Source organism: Streptomyces sp. NPDC090022 (assembly GCF_044748145.1).
Classification (GTDB): Bacteria; Actinomycetota; Actinomycetes; order Streptomycetales; family Streptomycetaceae; genus Streptomyces.
In genome coordinates, this window is sequence record NZ_JBIVFN010000004.1 from 139,242 (window position 1) to 154,450 (window position 15,209).

Below are 15,209 nucleotides of genomic sequence, written 5' to 3' on the forward strand. Positions count from 1 at the left end.
GCGGCGCTGGGAGGTTGCACGGCAGGGGGCGGGGAGGCTGCCCGGCACGGGTGCCCGCCGCGGGGCTGGGATGCCGCGCAGCGGCATGTCCAGCCCGCGCGGCGTTTGAGCGCACGGGCGCGAAGCGCACGTATGGGGGCCCGGGGGCGCAGCCCCCGATCTTTGAGCCCCGCCGGGCACCACCCCAGCCCCGCCGGCGTTTGAGGCGCGGGGCGTCCGGGCCGGGCCCGGGGCCGGGGCCGGGCCCCGACCGCACGGCCCCGGTCGGGGGCGTCAGGCCTTGCGGGTCCGGGGCGTGCGCTTCGCCGCCGCCGTCGTCTTCCGCGCCGCCGTCTTCCTCTTCACCGGCGCCCCCGCCAGCGCGGCCGCGTCCGAGATCCGGTCCGCCCCGAGGATGTCCCGCAGGAACTTGCCGGTGTGGCTCGCGCCGACCGACGCGACCTGCTCCGGCGTGCCCTCGGCGACCACCAGGCCACCCCCGTAGCCGCCTTCCGGACCCATGTCGATGACCCAGTCCGCGGTCTTGATGACGTCGAGGTTGTGCTCGATGACGATCACCGAGTTCCCCTTGTCCACCAGCCCCGACAGCACCTTGATCAGCTTCGAGATGTCCTCGAAGTGCAGACCCGTCGTCGGCTCGTCCAGGACGTACACCGTCCGCCCCGTCGACCGCTTCTGGAGCTCGGACGCCAGCTTCACGCGCTGCGCCTCACCGCCCGACAGGGTCGGCGCCGACTGGCCGAGGCGGACGTAGCCCAGCCCCACCTCGTTCAGCGTCTTCAGGTGCCGTGCGATCGTCGGGACCGCCTCGAAGAAGTGCAGGGCCTCCTCGATCGGCATGTTCAGGACTTCCGCGATGGACTTGCCCTTGTAGTGGACCTCCAGCGTCTCCCGGTTGTACCGGTCGCCGTGGCAGACCTCGCACGGGACGTACACGTCCGGCAGGAAGTTCATCTCGATCTTGATCGTGCCGTCGCCGGAGCAGTTCTCGCAGCGGCCGCCCTTGACGTTGAAGGAGAAGCGCCCGGGCAGGTAGCCCCGCACCTTCGCCTCCATCGTCTCCGCGAAGAGCTTGCGCACGTGGTCGAAGACGCCCGTGTACGTCGCCGGGTTGGACCGCGGAGTCCGTCCGATCGGGGACTGGTCGACGTGCACGACCTTGTCGACGAGGTCGTCGCCGTCGACCCGGGTGTGGCGGCCCGGCACCGACCGCGCACCGTTCAGCTCGCGCGCCAGGTGGGTGTACAGGATGTCGTTGACCAGCGTCGACTTGCCGGAGCCCGAGACACCGGTCACGGCCGTGAGCACGCCCAGCGGGAACGATACGTCGATGTCCCGCAGGTTGTTCTCGCGCGCGCCGTGCACGGTCAGCCGGCGCTCGCCATTGACCGGGCGGCGGGCGTCCGGGATCGCGATCGACTTCTTGCCGGACAGGTACTGCCCGGTCATCGACTCGCCGTTCTTCAGCAGCTCCTTCAGCGAGCCGCTGTGCACGACCTTGCCGCCGTGCTCGCCGGCGCCGGGGCCGATGTCCACGACCCAGTCGGCCACCTTGATGGTGTCCTCGTCGTGCTCGACGACGATCAGCGTGTTGCCCATGTCGCGCAGCCGGACCAGCGTCTCGATCAGCCGGTGGTTGTCGCGCTGGTGCAGGCCGATCGACGGCTCGTCCAGCACGTACAGCACGCCCACCAGGCCGGAGCCGATCTGCGTGGCCAGCCGGATGCGCTGCGCCTCACCGCCCGAGAGGGTGCCGGCGGCGCGGTTCAGCGAGAGGTAGTCCAGGCCGACGTCGACGAGGAAGCGCAGCCGCTCGTTGACCTCCTTGAGCACCCGCTCGGCGATCTTCTTGTCGCGGGCGTCGAGCCGCAGCTCGCCGAGGAACTCCGCGCACTCGCTGATCGACATGGCGGAGACCTCGGCGATGGACTTCTCCATCACCGTCACCGCGAGCACGATCGGCTTGAGCCTGGTGCCCTCGCAGGTGGGGCAGTGCACCTCGCGCATGTAGCCCTCGAAGCGCTCGCGGCTCGCGTCGCTCTCGGCCTCCGAGTGCCGGCGCTTGACGAACGGCACGGCGCCCTCGAAGGCCGTCGTGTACGCCCGCTCCCGCCCGTACCGGTTGCGGTAGCGGACCTCGATCTGGGTCTTGTGGCCGTACAGCAGGGCCTTCTTCGCCCGCTGCGGCAGCCCGGCCCACGGGATGTCCGTACGGAAGCCCAGCTCGCCGGCGAGCGCGCCGATCAGCCGCTGGAAGTAGTCCTTGGTGTGGCCCAGCGACCACGGCGAGACCGCGCCCTCGTCGAGGGACTTCTCCTCGTCGGGGACGATCAGCTCCGGGTCGACCTCCATGCGCGTACCGATGCCGGTGCACTCGGGGCAGGCGCCGAAGGGCGAGTTGAAGGAGAAGGAGCGCGGCTCCAGCTCCTCGAAGGACAGGTCGTCGTACGGGCAGTAGAGGTGCTCGGAGTACATCCGCTCACGCTCGGGGTCGTCCTCGGCGAGGTCGACGAAGTCCAGGATGACCATGCCTCCGGACAGGCCGAGGGCCGTCTCGACGGAGTCGGTCAGGCGCCGCTTGGCGCTCTCCTTCACGGTCAGGCGGTCGACGACCACCTCGATGGTGTGCTTCTCCTGCTTCTTCAGGGTGGGCGGCTCGGAGAGCTGGATGGTCTGCCCGTCCACGCGCGCCCGGCTGTAGCCCTTGGTCTGCAGGTCCGCGAAGAGGTCGACGAACTCGCCCTTGCGCTCGCGCACCAGCGGCGAGAGCACCTGGAAGCGGCTGCCCTCGGGCAGTGCCAGCACCTTGTCGACGATCGCCTGCGGCGACTGCCGGGAGATGGGGCGGCGGCACTCGGGGCAGTGCGGCTTGCCGATGCGCGCGAAGAGCAGGCGCAGGTAGTCGTAGACCTCGGTGATGGTGCCGACCGTCGAGCGCGGGTTGCGCGAGGTCGACTTCTGGTCGATCGAGACCGCGGGCGAGAGGCCCTCGATGAAGTCCACGTCGGGCTTGTCCATCTGCCCGAGGAACTGCCGGGCGTACGACGACAGCGACTCGACGTAGCGGCGCTGGCCCTCGGCGAAGATCGTGTCGAAGGCCAGGGAGGACTTGCCCGAACCGGACAGGCCGGTGAAGACGATGAGGGAGTCGCGGGGCAGGTCGAGCGAGACGTTCTTCAGGTTGTGCTCGCGAGCGCCACGAACGATGAGACGGTCGGTCACGCCGGTCCGCACCTTTCTTGAGAGAGCGGGGCACGGAGCCCCGGCCGTTCCAGGGTAGGGGGCCGGGGGACGACCTCGGCAGCGGATGAAGTCTTCGGAACACCGAGCGTATAGCACGCGCATTCGATTTTCGGCACTCGGTCGGGCGCTTCACCCGATCGTGTGGCGGCGACTAGGGTCGGATCATGATTGATCATGTGCACGACCTGCGATCTGTACGTGAGGCCACGGACCGACTGCTGACCGCGGTCGCGAAACTGGACAACGCGGCTCTGGCGGAGGAGTCACTGCTCCCCGGCTGGACCCGCGGCCACATCCTCGCCCACCTCGCCCGCAACGCGGACGCCCTCGTGAATGTCCTCGAGGGCCGCCCCATGTACGAGAGCGCGACCGCCCGCGACACCGACATCGAGCAGGGCTCCGGCCGGCCCCTCGGAGAACAGCTGACGGACCTGCGGAATTCCGCGGCCCGGTTCCTCGCGACCGGCGAGCCGGCGCAGGACTGGTCCCGCACGGTGGAGCTGCGGGGCGGTGTCACCGACAGCGCCTCCCGGGTGCCCTTCCGGCGCCTGGTCGAGGTCGAGCTGCACCACGTGGACCTCGGCATCGGCTACACGCTCGCCGATCTGCCCGAGGAGTTCACCGACCGCGAGATCGAGTTCCTCGCCGACCGCTGGTCCGGGCGCGCGGACGTGCCCCCGGTCACCCTGCGCCCCTCCCACGGCGAGGGGGTCTGGCACACCGGCGGCGCCGACGGCACCCCCGTGACCGTCTCCGGGCCCAAGGACGAGCTGCTGGGCTGGCTGGCCGGACGCGGCCGCAAGGGCGCGCAGCTGGCCGTCGAGGGCGGACCCCTGCCCGGGCTCCCGCCGCTCTAGGATTGCGGACATGACGTACAGCGGAGCGGTGAAGGTCGGCGGTCCGGCCGACGTGCACGAACTCACGGACCTCATGATTTCCAAGGTCGCGGTCGGCCCGATGAACAACAACGCGTACCTGCTGCGGTGCCGGGCCACCGACGAGCAGCTGCTGATCGACGCGGCGGCGGAGCCCGAGACCCTGCTGCACCTGATCGGCGACGACGGCATCGCGTCCGTCGTCACCACGCACCAGCACGGCGACCACTGGGGCGCCCTGCGGGAGGTCGTCGACGCCACCGGCGCGCGGACGTACGCCGGCGCGCTGGACGCCGAGGGCATCCCGGTGCCCACCGACGTGCCGGTCCGGGACGGGGACACCATCACGGTCGGGCGGGTCACGCTGACCGCCCGCCACCTGGTCGGCCACACCCCGGGCTCGATCGCGCTCGTCTACGACGACCCGCACGGCCACCCCCACGCGTTCACCGGTGACTGCCTCTTCCCGGGTGGTGTCGGCAACACCCGGGGCGACGCGGAGGCCTTCGCCAGCCTGATCGGGGACGTGGAGGAGAAGATCTTCGGACAGCTGCCGGACGAGACCTGGGTGTACCCGGGCCACGGCAACGACACCACGCTCGGCGCCGAGCGGCCGCACCTGGCCGAGTGGCGCGAGCGCGGCTGGTAACCCCCACCACCTGCGCGGCCCCCGGCCCTCCCGTGCGCGGGAGGGCCGGGGGCCGCGGTGCGCGGCCGCGCGCTGGCGAGATCTCGGTGGTGGTCCGTCAACCCCGGGATACGGTGCATTCCTTCCGGTCGAGGATGGACTTTCGCACCTCCTGAGCGTGCGGGAAGGGGTAGTTGCAGCCTCATGCACGATGATCACTCCTCCGCTTCCGCCCATGTCGCCGGCCCCGTGTCCGGCCCCGGCTCCCCCGACTCCGACATCCCCGACTCCGGCCCTGGCCCCGACTCCGACTCCGACTCCGACCCCGACCCCGGCCCCGGCTCCTCCGGTGCGACGCGCGGCCCGTCGATGCTGCGGCTCGCCTCGGCCTCGCTCGCCGGCACCGCCATCGAGTTCTACGACTTCTTCGTCTACGGCACCGCCGCGGCCCTCGTCCTCGGCCCGCTGTTCTTCCCGACGTTCTCGCCGCTCGCCGGGACCCTCGCCGCGTTCGGCACGTTCGGCGTCGGCTTCGTCGCCCGGCCGCTGGGCTCGGCGGTCTTCGGGCACATCGGCGACCGGTACGGCCGCCGCCCGGTGCTGCTGGCCTCGCTGCTCCTGACCGGGCTCGCCACGGTGGCGGTCGGCTGCGTGCCGACGTTCGACTCGATCGGGGTGGCCGCTCCCCTGCTGCTGCTCGTCCTGCGCTTCCTGCAGGGCCTCGGGCTGGGCGGCGAGTGGGGCGGGGCGGTCCTGCTGACCGCCGAGCACGCCCCCGAGCGGCGGCGCGGGCTGTGGTCGAGCTTCCCGCAGATCGGCCCGGCGGTGGGCTTCCTGCTCGCCAACGGCATGACCCTGACGCTCTCGGCGACGCTGACCGACGCCCAGTTCCTCTCCTGGGGCTGGCGGGTGCCGTTCTGGGCGGCCGGTGTGCTGGCGCTGGCCGGGCTGTGGCTGCGCCGGGCGGTGGAGGAGACCCCGCAGTTCCGGGAGCTCGCCGCGCAGGGGCAGCGGGCCCAGGCCCCGCTGGCCGAGGTGGTGCGGGGCCACTGGCGGCTGCTGCTGCTGACCGGCGGGGCGCTGGCCGTCGGGTACGCGACGTTCTACGCGGTGACCACGTGGGCGCTGGCGTACGCGACGGAGCGGCTGGCGGTGGACCGTACGGTGATGCTGGCCTGCATCATGGCGGCCGTCGCGCTCAAGGGGCTGGTGACACCGCTGGTCGCGGTGCTCGGCGACCGGTACGGCCGGCGCCCGCTGTGCCTGGCGGGCTGCACGGCGACCGCGCTGTGGATGTTCCCGTTCGTGGCGCTGCTGCGCACCGCGGACCCGCTGTGGATGACGGTGGGATCGGTGGGGGCGCTGCTGGCGATGGTGCTGTCGTTCGCGGTGGTGGGGGCGTACCTGCCGGAGTTGTACGCGCCGCGGATCCGGTGCACGGGCGCGGCCGTCGGCTACAACCTGGGCGGGGTGCTGGGCGGGGCGCTGACCCCGATCGTGGCGACGGCGCTGGCGGACGGGGCGGGGCCGCCGTGGGGCGTGGCGGCGTACCTGTCCGGGATCGCCCTGCTGAGCCTGGCCTGCTACGCGCTGCTGCCCGAGACGAATCCGGCGCTCGTGGAGACGCGGAAGGGGGCGGCCGAAGTGGCCGCCCCCGCGTGATCCGCACCTGACGCGCGACGCCATGGGCGCCGGGGCGCCATGGAGCGTCTGTCAGGCGTCGACGCTGTCCTGGCGGGCGGCATCCTCGGCCGCCTGCTTCTTCGAGGCGATCAGGCTGGTGATGGTGGTGATCACGAGGACACCGCAGATGACGCCCAGGGAGACGGGGATGGAGATCTGCGGGACGTGGACACCGGACTCGTGCAGGGCGTGCAGCACCAGCTTGACGCCGATGAAGCCCAGGATGATGGACAGGCCGTAGCTGAGGTGGACCAGCTTCTCGAGCAGGCCGCCGATGAGGAAGTACAGCTGGCGCAGGCCCATCAGGGCGAAGGCGTTGGCGGTGAAGACGATGTACGGGTCCTGGGTGAGGCCGAAGATCGCGGGGATCGAGTCCAGGGCGAAGAGGACGTCGGTGGTGCCGATGGCCAGCATCACGATCATCAGCGGGGTCAGGATCCGCTTGCCGTTGCGCTGGATGAAGAGCTTGGTGCCGTGGTACTGGTCGGCGACGCCGAACTTCTTCTCGATCGACTTCAGGAGGCGGTTCTCCTCGAAGTCGTCCTCGTCCTCGTCCTTGCGCGCCTCCTGGATGAGCTTCCAGGCGGTGTAGATCAGGAACGCGCCGAAGATGTAGAAGACCCACGAGAAGCTGGCGATGATCGCGGCGCCGGCGGCGATGAAGATCGCGCGCAGGACGAGGGCGATCAGGACGCCCACGAGCAGCACGCGCTGCTGGAGGTGGGAGGGCACCGCGAACTTCGCCATGATCAGGACGAAGACGAAGAGGTTGTCGACGCTCAGCGACTTCTCGGTGATGAAGCCGGCGAAGAACTCCCCGGAAGCCTGGGGGGTGCCGAAGAACCACAGGCCGAGGCCGAAGAGGACGGCGAGGACGATCCAGACGACCGTCCAGGTGCCGGCCTCCTTGATCGACACGTCATGGGGCTTGCGGCCGATCAGGAAATCGGCGCCGATGAGGATGCACAGACCGGCAATGGTCAGCACCCAGGTATACAACGAAACGTCCACGGTTCACGCCTCCGGCAGATGGCTCAACAAGGTCAGCGACATCGCTGCCGGAGGTCTCTTCCACCCGGGCCGCACCGCGGCCGCGGGCCGGCACCCCGGGACCGGTCACGGTCCGTACTGACGGGAACGCCGCGCAGGAAACAGCAGGAATACTCCCCTCCGCGCCCCCAAGGGTACCGGTAGGAGGCGCCCAAGGTAAAGAGAACCCCAAAGACGGGTCAGTGAATGGTCACGACCTGCGGGCGTGGGCGACCCGTGCCAGCACCTGCTCCAGCACCTGGCTTCCCGCCGGCGGCAGGGCCGGCTCGAAGGTCCAGGCGTGGCCGACCCAGGGGTCCGCGAGGTGGTCGTCCGGCACCGGCGAGAGCCGCATCAGCGAGCGCCACAGCGGGTCCAGCAGCGGCCCGTACGCGGAGGCCTCGTCGCGGTCGGCGACCATCAGCAGGTTCACGCCGACCCGGGGGCCCTCGTCCGCCAGGTACCGCAGCTGGGTGACGGCGCGGTCGTCGAAACCGTGCGGGAAGTCGTGGACGATCAGCAGCTGCTCGCGGGTATCCAGGTCCGGCGGCAGGTCCTCGGGCGCCCCGGCCCGGACCGCCATCTGGACGAGGTCCACCCGGCGGGTGAGGTGGGCCAGGGTCTGGGTGACCCCCACGGCCCCGGCAGCGGGCGGCGTGGCCAGCACCCCGGAGCGCACCAGCGGCTCCAGTGAGGCCGCGCCCGCGCCGGCGGCGTCGATGACGTGGACGGAGAGCGCGCCGTCGGGGTGGACGGCGAGCATCCGTACGGCGTGCGCGACGGCCATGTCCATGGCCAGGCGGCGCAGCCGGGCGGTGTCCATGGTCATCGCGGCCTCGGAGCCGGTGCGGCCGTTGTCGATCCACAGGCCGCGCTCCAGCGGGAACCGGACGAGCATCGGGATCCGCAGGTCCGGGCGCTCGGGCAGGTGCAGATCGCCCAGCCGTACCGCCATCGGGGGCTGCTCGGGCATGCCGTGACCGTGCCAGACGGGGTTGTCCCAGCGGGCGTAGGCGCTGGGCAGCGCGGGCTCGACCACCTCGGTCTCGGCGGTCAGCTGGGCGAGGTCGCGGTCGAGGACCGCCTTGGCCTGGGCGACCAGCTCGTCGCGGCGGGCCTGGGCGGCGTCGCGCGCGGCGTTGCCGGAGCCGCCGATGCGGTGGCGGGGGTCGGAGAGCGCGTCGTCGAGCTCGCGGTCCATGCGGGTGTCGGCGAAGTCGACGGCGCTGCGGTACGCGGCGGCGGCCCGGGCCAGGTCCTCGAACATGCCCCAGACCTGGTTGTACAGCCGTTCCTCCATGGACCAGCCGGTGGCGTCGCCGGCCACCGGGCGGGCCGGCTCGCCCGGCTGGGCGGGCGGCGCCTGAGGCGCCGGCGGGGGAGGTTCGGTCCGGCCGCGGCGCGGGTGCGCGTACGAGATGGTGGCGGGCCCGCCGAGGCCGGCGGGCGGCGCCGGCGGCTGGTCGGGTCCGGTGGGCGCGGGGCCCGGCGTACCCGGGTAGGGGACGCCGGACACCGGGACCGGACCGGGTGCGACGGGGGCCACCGGGGCCCCGGCGGACGCGTGGATCCTGGCCGCCAGATCGGCGGCGGCCGGGGGGTTGAGCCCGTGGTCGGCGAGGAGGCCGGGAAGGCCGTCGGCGTAGCCCTGGCCGACGGCCCGGACCTTCCAGGCGCCCTGGCGGCGGTAGAGCTCCAGGGCGACGACGGCCGTCTCGGCGTCCAGCCCGGTCAGGGTGAACCCGGCGAGCTCGGGGCCGTCCGCGGTGGCGACGCTGACGTGCGGCGCGGCGACGGCCCCGAACCGCGTGGGGCCGCCCTGCGGCAGCGCGAGGAGCACACCGATCCGGTGCACGCCCGCGCCGACCGCGTCGAGGTCGACGGCGAAGCGGTGCCGGTCGGCGGAGGCGGCGGGCGCCTCCACCCCCGGAAGGCTGCGCGCACCGGGGTGCGCGCAGCTCTCGGGCCCGGGCAGTGCCCCCTGCTCGTCGCCGAGCGAGGCCAGGGCGAGCACCGGAGTGCCCGCGGTGACCCTGATCTCCACCCGGCTGTCGGGCAGAGGGTGGTTCTGCCCCCGGACCAGCTCGGCCGCCATCGTCGTGTCTCCCCCGGTGCTTCTTCTGTGTGCCGTGTTCCCGGTGCCGCTTCGCCTACAGGTGCGGCAGGATCGCCGGCAGCAGGTCCTGGAAGGTCCGGCCGTTGGCCGGGTTGCCCAGGGCCGTCATCTTCCAGCCCGTGCCCGCGCGGTGCACCTTGGCCATGATCTGCGCGGTGTAGGCGCCGCCGCCGTCGAGGGTGTAGCGCGCCAGCTCCTGGCCGTTGGTCTCGTCCACGATGCGGCAGAACGCGTTCTGCACCTCCTGGAACGTCTGGCCGGTGAACGAGTTCACCGTGAAGACGATCTGGTCGATGTGGACCGGCACCCGCTGGAGGTCGACGAGGATCGCCTCGTCGTCGCCGCCCTGGCCGACGCCGCCGACCAGGTTGTCACCGGTGTGCCGGACCGAGCCGTCGTCGCTGCTCAGGTGCCGGAAGAAGACCACGTCGACCGGCTGCTTGTCCGCGAACAGCACCGCCGAGGCGTCCAGGTCGATCTCCCGGGTCCGGGAGCCGAACAGCCCCCGGCGCTTGGCGGCCTGCCAGCCGAGGCCCATCCGGACCGCGGTCAGCGTCCCTCCGTCCGCCTTCTGCAGACTGATGGCCTGACCCTTGGTCATGTTGACCGTCACGCGCTGTCCCCTCTCCTGTGTCGCCCGCGGGCACTGCGGTGCCCGCGGCCCCGCCGCAAACATTACTTACCGGCCAGGCCTCAGGCGAGGCCCGCTTCCTTCATCTGTCGGAGCTCCTTCTTCAGTTCGCTCACCTCGTCCCGGATCCGGGCGGCGACCTCGAACTGGAGATCGGCGGCGGCCGCCCGCATGCGCGCGGTCATCTCCTCGATCAGATCGGCCAGTTCCGCTGCGGGGCGGTCGGTGACCACGGCGCCGGCCTTGGCCTTCGTCCCCTTCGCGCCCTTGGCCGGCTTCGGGGCGTGCGCGGCGAGGGCGGGCACCGGGGCCTTGGCGCCCTTGCCGTCCTTGGCCTGCCGGTAGCCGCTGCCGAGGAGCTCCTCGGTGTCGACCTCCTCGCGGGCGATGGTGGCCACGATGTCGTTGATCTTCTTGCGCAGTGGCTGCGGGTCGATGCCGTTCGCCGTGTTGTAGGCGATCTGCTTCTCGCGGCGCCGGTTGGTCTCCTCGATGGCCTTCTCCATCGCGGGCGTCATCCGGTCCGCGTACATGTGGACCTGGCCGGAGACGTTGCGCGCCGCGCGGCCGATGGTCTGGATCAGCGAGGTGCCCGAGCGCAGGAAGCCCTCCTTGTCGGCGTCGAGGATCGCCACGAGCGACACCTCGGGCAGGTCCAGGCCCTCGCGCAGCAGGTTGATGCCGACCAGGACGTCGTACTCGCCGGCGCGCAGCTCGCGCAGCAGCTCGATGCGGCGCAGGGTGTCGACGTCGCTGTGCAGGTAGCGGACCGCGATGCCCAGCTCCAGGAAGTAGTCCGTGAGGTCCTCGGCCATCTTCTTGGTCAGGGTCGTGACCAGGACCCGCTCGTCCTTCTCGACGCGGCTGCGGATCTCGTGCACCAGGTCGTCGATCTGCCCCTCGGTGGGCTTGACGACGACCTCGGGGTCGACGAGGCCGGTGGGGCGGATGATCTGCTCGACGAACCCGTCGGCGCGCGAGAGCTCGTACGCGCCGGGGGTGGCCGACAGGTAGACGGTCTGGCCGATCCGCTCCTGGAACTCCTCCCACTTCAGCGGCCGGTTGTCGAGCGCCGACGGCAGCCGGAAGCCGTGGTCGACCAGGGTCCGCTTGCGCGAGGCGTCGCCCTCGTACATCGCGCCGATCTGCGGCACCGTGACGTGCGACTCGTCGATGACGAGGAGGAAGTCCTCGGGGAAGTAGTCGATGAGGGTGTTGGGCGCGGAGCCGCGCTCCCGGCCGTCCATGTGCAGCGAGTAGTTCTCGATGCCGGAGCAGGAGCCGATCTGCTGCATCATCTCCAGGTCGTACGTGGTGCGCATCCGCAGGCGCTGGGCCTCCAGCAGCTTGCCCTGCTTCTCCAGCTCCGCCAGCCGCCCGGCGAGCTCGGTCTCGATGCCGCGGATGGCGTTCTGCATGCGCTCGGGACCGGCGATGTAGTGGCTGGCGGGGAAGATGTACAGCACCTGGTCGTCGCTGATCACCTCGCCGGTCAGCGGGTGGAGGGTGGAGAGGGCCTCGATCTCGTCGCCGAACATCTCGATGCGGACGGCCAGTTCCTCGTAGACCGGGAAGATCTCGATGGTGTCGCCGCGGACCCGGAAGGTGCCGCGGGTGAAGGCCATGTCGTTGCGCGTGTACTGGATGTCGACGAAGCGGCGCAGCAGCTGGTCGCGGTCGATCTCGTCGCCGACCTTGAGCGGGACCATGCGGTCGACGTACTCCTGCGGGGTGCCCAGGCCGTAGATGCAGGACACCGAGGCCACCACGACGACGTCGCGCCGGGTGAGCAGCGAATTGGTCGCGGAGTGCCGCAGCCGCTCCACCTCCTCGTTGATGGAGGAGTCCTTCTCGATGTACGTGTCCGACTGCGGGACGTAGGCCTCGGGCTGGTAGTAGTCGTAGTACGAGACGAAGTACTCGACCGCGTTGTTGGGTAGGAGCTCGCGGAACTCATTGGCCAGCTGCGCGGCGAGCGTCTTGTTCGGCGCCATGACCAAGGTGGGACGCTGAAGCTTCTCGATCATCCAGGCGGTCGTCGCCGACTTGCCGGTACCTGTCGCACCCAGCAGTACGACGTCCTTCTCACCTGCACGGATGCGCTTCTCCAGCTCGGCGATGGCCGTCGGCTGGTCACCGCTGGGCTGGTAGGAGCTGACGACCTCGAAAGGCGCCACCGTGCGTTCGATCTTCGATACGGGCCGCATGGGTCCACCGTACGGCCCCCCACTGACACTCACGCATCCGCGCGCCCGGGCCGGGCCGTGAGCAGCAGCGGGCCGAGCAGGACCAGGAAGCCGGCCCCCACCAGCAGCACCAGCGGACCGGCGAGCATCGGGGCCAGCGACGGGGCCACCGGCTCCCCGGCGGCGACGGGCCCGGGGTCCAGCCGGACCCGCAGCGCCGCCATCCCCGCGTAGTGGGTGCCGGTGGCCGCGGCGCCGGTCAGCAGGGCCGCCGCCAGCGTGGGCAGCGGGCCGCGGCGCCGGACCGCGATCGCCACGGCGGCGGTCAGGGCGACGACCGCGATCACGACGGAGAGGGCGACGAGGAGGTTGTCGTAGACGAACCGGCCGTGCAGCCGCACCCCCGCCATGCACAGGTAGTGCGAGGAGGCGACCCCCAGACCGGTGATCGTGCCGCCGGTGAGGACCGACAGCACCGAGCCCCGGCCGTGCCGGACGATCACGATGCCCGCCCCGGCCATCACCACCGCGACCGCCAGGCTCGCGGCCATGGTCCGTTTGTCGTAGTTCAGTGGCGACCCGGTGATCGTGAAGCCCATCATCGCGATGAAGTGCATCGTCCAGATCCCGGAACCGATGGCCGTGGCGCCCAGCGCCGCCCAGCCCGGCCGCCACGAGCGCTCGACGAGGAGGGACCGGGTGGTGCAGCGCAGGCCGAGCGCCCCGCCGAGACAGGCCGTCAGGAACCCCACGAGGGGCGTGATCCAGCCATAGCCGCCCACGCCGACGACCGCGCCGTGCATCCCACCCTGCATCCCTGCCCGCCCTTTCGCCACCCCCGGCCCCCGCCCGCTCCCCCGTGCGCCGTGCCGGGCCCGGCACGGCCCGAGCGTAGGGCGGCAGGCCGCCCTCGCGCACCGCCTCGGGCCGGATTGGCCGTGATCCATTTCCGGCCGGGCCGCCCGCCGACGCTGTTTCGACCGAGGAGAACGCACATGTACGTCCGACCCGTTGCCGCGGCCGCCGCCGCCTTCCTGGGCCTCGCCCTCACCCTCGCCGGTACGGCCTCCTCCGCCACGGCCACCACCCCCGCCCCGTCGTCGCCCTCGTCCCCGTCGTCGCCCTCGTCCCGCGCCGGCTCCGACCCGGTACGGCTGGTGGGGGCGCCCGTGGTGTACGCCCACCGGGGGGCCTCGTCGTACGCCCCCGAGAACACCCTCGCGGCCGTCGACGCCGCGGCGGCCATGTACGTCGACTGGGTGGAGAACGACGTGCAGCGCACCAAGGACGGCGAGCTGGTCGTCATCCACGACGACACGCTGACGCGGACGACGGACGTCAAGGCGCGCTTCCCGGACCGCAAGCCGTGGCGCGTGCAGGACTTCACGGCCGCCGAGATCGCCACGCTGGACGCGGGCAGCTGGTTCGGCGCCCGGTTCGCCGGGGCCCGGGTGCCGACGCTCCGCCAGTACCTCGACCGGGTGGACGACAACCAGCAGCGGCTGCTGCTGGAGATCAAGAAGCCGCAGCTGTACCCGGGGATCGAGCGGGACACCCTGCGCGTCCTCCTGGAGGCGGGCTGGCTCGACGAGCAGCACGTCAGGCGCCGGCTGGTCGTGCAGAGCTTCGACGCCGACTGCGTCCGTATCGTCCACGCGCTGCGACCGGACGTCGTGACGGCGTTCCTGGGCACCCCGCCGGAGGCGGACCTGGCGCGGTACGGGCAGTTCGCCGACCGGATCAACCCGTGGCACACGACGATCTCGGCCGAGTGGGTGGCGGCGGCGCACCGGGTGACCGGGGTGCACGGCAGGGCGATGGAGGTCGACACCTGGATCGTGGACGACCCGGCGACCGCGCGGAAGGTGCAGGCGATGGGGGTGGACGGGATCATCAGCAACGCCCCCGACGTGGTGCGGGAGGCGGTGGGCGGGTTCTGACGCCGCGCGCGCGGGCCGCGATGTCGGTGGGGCGCCGTACGGTGGAGGCGTGGACAGCACATCGGTGGACGGCGACGGGCGTGACGTGGGCGGCCGTGACGGCGGTGGGCGTGACGGCGGCGGGCGTGACGTGGGCGGCCTTGACGGCGGTGGGCGTGACGGCGGCGGGCCGCCGGCCGGGCCGCACCTGGAGTGGACCGTCATCGGCAGTGACATCGGTCCGCTCTTCCTGGCCTCGACCGAGGAGGGCCTGGTCCGGGTGGAGTTCCATGCCTCCACGGACTTGATCGACCCGCTGGCGGCCCGGCTCGGCCTGCCCGCCTGGCGCCCGGCGGAGGGCGCGGAGGTGCGGCTGGCCGAGCCCGTGCGCCGGATCGCCGCGTACTTCGCGGGCGGGCTGCGGACCTTCGACCTGCCCCTGGACTGGCGGCTGACCTCCGGGTTCAACCGGCTGGTGCTGCGGGAACTGGCCGCGTCGGTGCCCTACGGACAGGTCGTCGGGTACGGCGAACTGGCGGCCCGGGTCGGCCGGCCGGGCGCGGCCCAGGCGGTCGGCGCGGCGATGGGCGCCAATCCGCTGCCGCTCGTGGTGCCGTGCCACCGGGTCGTGGAGAACGACGGCGGCATCGGAGGGTTCGGCGGAGGCGTGGAGACCAAGCGGGCCCTGCTCGCACTGGAGGGCGTCCTGCCGGCCCCGCTGTTCTGACCGGACGCGCCCGCGGCTGTCGCTGCGGGCGGGGCCGTACGCGGCGGTCGCTGCGGGCAGGCGCGCGCGGCGGTCGCTACGGACGGGCGCACACGCAGCGGTCGTTGCGGGCAGGCGCACACGCGCCGGTCGTCGCCGGCAGGCGCACACACGGCGGTCGTCGCCGGCAGGC

Annotated in this window: 11 protein-coding genes; 5 read left to right on the forward strand and 6 right to left on the reverse strand. The window is 72.0% G+C overall.

All coding sequences use genetic code 11. From position 1 onward, the window contains the following. Positions 1 to 273: 273 nt before the first annotated feature. Positions 274 to 3,222 (reverse strand): excinuclease ABC subunit UvrA, encoded by a 2,949-nt coding sequence (gene uvrA, locus ACIPXB_RS11050; RefSeq protein ID WP_401447452.1) that lies wholly within the window; start codon positions 3,220 to 3,222, stop codon positions 274 to 276. 185 nt (positions 3,223 to 3,407) lie between these two features. Between uvrA and ACIPXB_RS11055 the strand changes: the two genes are divergently transcribed. From ACIPXB_RS11055 to ACIPXB_RS11065, 3 genes are all read left to right on the forward strand, one after another. Continuing rightward, positions 3,408 to 4,100: a maleylpyruvate isomerase family mycothiol-dependent enzyme gene (locus ACIPXB_RS11055; protein ID WP_401447454.1), complete on the forward strand. Its 693-nt coding sequence runs from the start codon at positions 3,408 to 3,410 to the stop codon at positions 4,098 to 4,100. A gap of 10 nt (positions 4,101 to 4,110) precedes the next feature. Continuing rightward, positions 4,111 to 4,767: an MBL fold metallo-hydrolase gene (locus ACIPXB_RS11060; RefSeq protein ID WP_401447456.1), complete on the forward strand. Its 657-nt coding sequence runs from the start codon at positions 4,111 to 4,113 to the stop codon at positions 4,765 to 4,767. 348 nt (positions 4,768 to 5,115) lie between these two features. Next, positions 5,116 to 6,408: an MFS transporter gene (locus ACIPXB_RS11065; protein ID WP_401448251.1), complete on the forward strand. Its 1,293-nt coding sequence runs from the start codon at positions 5,116 to 5,118 to the stop codon at positions 6,406 to 6,408. A gap of 51 nt (positions 6,409 to 6,459) precedes the next feature. Here ACIPXB_RS11065 and ACIPXB_RS11070 read toward each other — a convergent pair whose 3' ends face one another. From ACIPXB_RS11070 to ACIPXB_RS11090, 5 genes are all read right to left on the reverse strand, one after another. After that, positions 6,460 to 7,440: a TerC family protein gene (locus ACIPXB_RS11070; protein WP_401447458.1), complete on the reverse strand. Its 981-nt coding sequence runs from the start codon at positions 7,438 to 7,440 to the stop codon at positions 6,460 to 6,462. Between the two features lie 229 nt (positions 7,441 to 7,669). Next, on the reverse strand, positions 7,670 to 9,553 hold the full coding sequence (locus ACIPXB_RS11075) for a TerD family protein (RefSeq protein ID WP_401447461.1): 1,884 nt from the start codon (positions 9,551 to 9,553) through the stop codon (positions 7,670 to 7,672). 55 nt (positions 9,554 to 9,608) lie between these two features. Continuing rightward, positions 9,609 to 10,187: a TerD family protein gene (locus ACIPXB_RS11080; protein ID WP_401447463.1), complete on the reverse strand. Its 579-nt coding sequence runs from the start codon at positions 10,185 to 10,187 to the stop codon at positions 9,609 to 9,611. An 80-nt stretch (positions 10,188 to 10,267) separates the two neighbouring features. Continuing rightward, on the reverse strand, positions 10,268 to 12,412 hold the full coding sequence (gene uvrB, locus ACIPXB_RS11085; protein ID WP_401447465.1) for an excinuclease ABC subunit UvrB: 2,145 nt from the start codon (positions 12,410 to 12,412) through the stop codon (positions 10,268 to 10,270). A gap of 29 nt (positions 12,413 to 12,441) precedes the next feature. Further along, positions 12,442 to 13,194: an MHYT domain-containing protein gene (locus ACIPXB_RS11090; protein WP_401447467.1), complete on the reverse strand. Its 753-nt coding sequence runs from the start codon at positions 13,192 to 13,194 to the stop codon at positions 12,442 to 12,444. Positions 13,195 to 13,386: 192 nt separating this feature from the next. On the opposite strand from ACIPXB_RS11090, the gene ACIPXB_RS11095 reads away from it, so the two are divergent. Both ACIPXB_RS11095 and ACIPXB_RS11100 read left to right on the forward strand, forming a co-directional pair. Further along, positions 13,387 to 14,331, forward strand: coding sequence for a glycerophosphodiester phosphodiesterase (locus ACIPXB_RS11095; RefSeq protein WP_401447469.1), 945 nt, complete (start codon positions 13,387 to 13,389; stop codon positions 14,329 to 14,331). Positions 14,332 to 14,461: 130 nt separating this feature from the next. Further along, positions 14,462 to 15,037 (forward strand): methylated-DNA--[protein]-cysteine S-methyltransferase, encoded by a 576-nt coding sequence (locus tag ACIPXB_RS11100; protein WP_401448253.1) that lies wholly within the window; start codon positions 14,462 to 14,464, stop codon positions 15,035 to 15,037. The last annotated feature ends 172 nt before the right edge of the window (positions 15,038 to 15,209 follow it).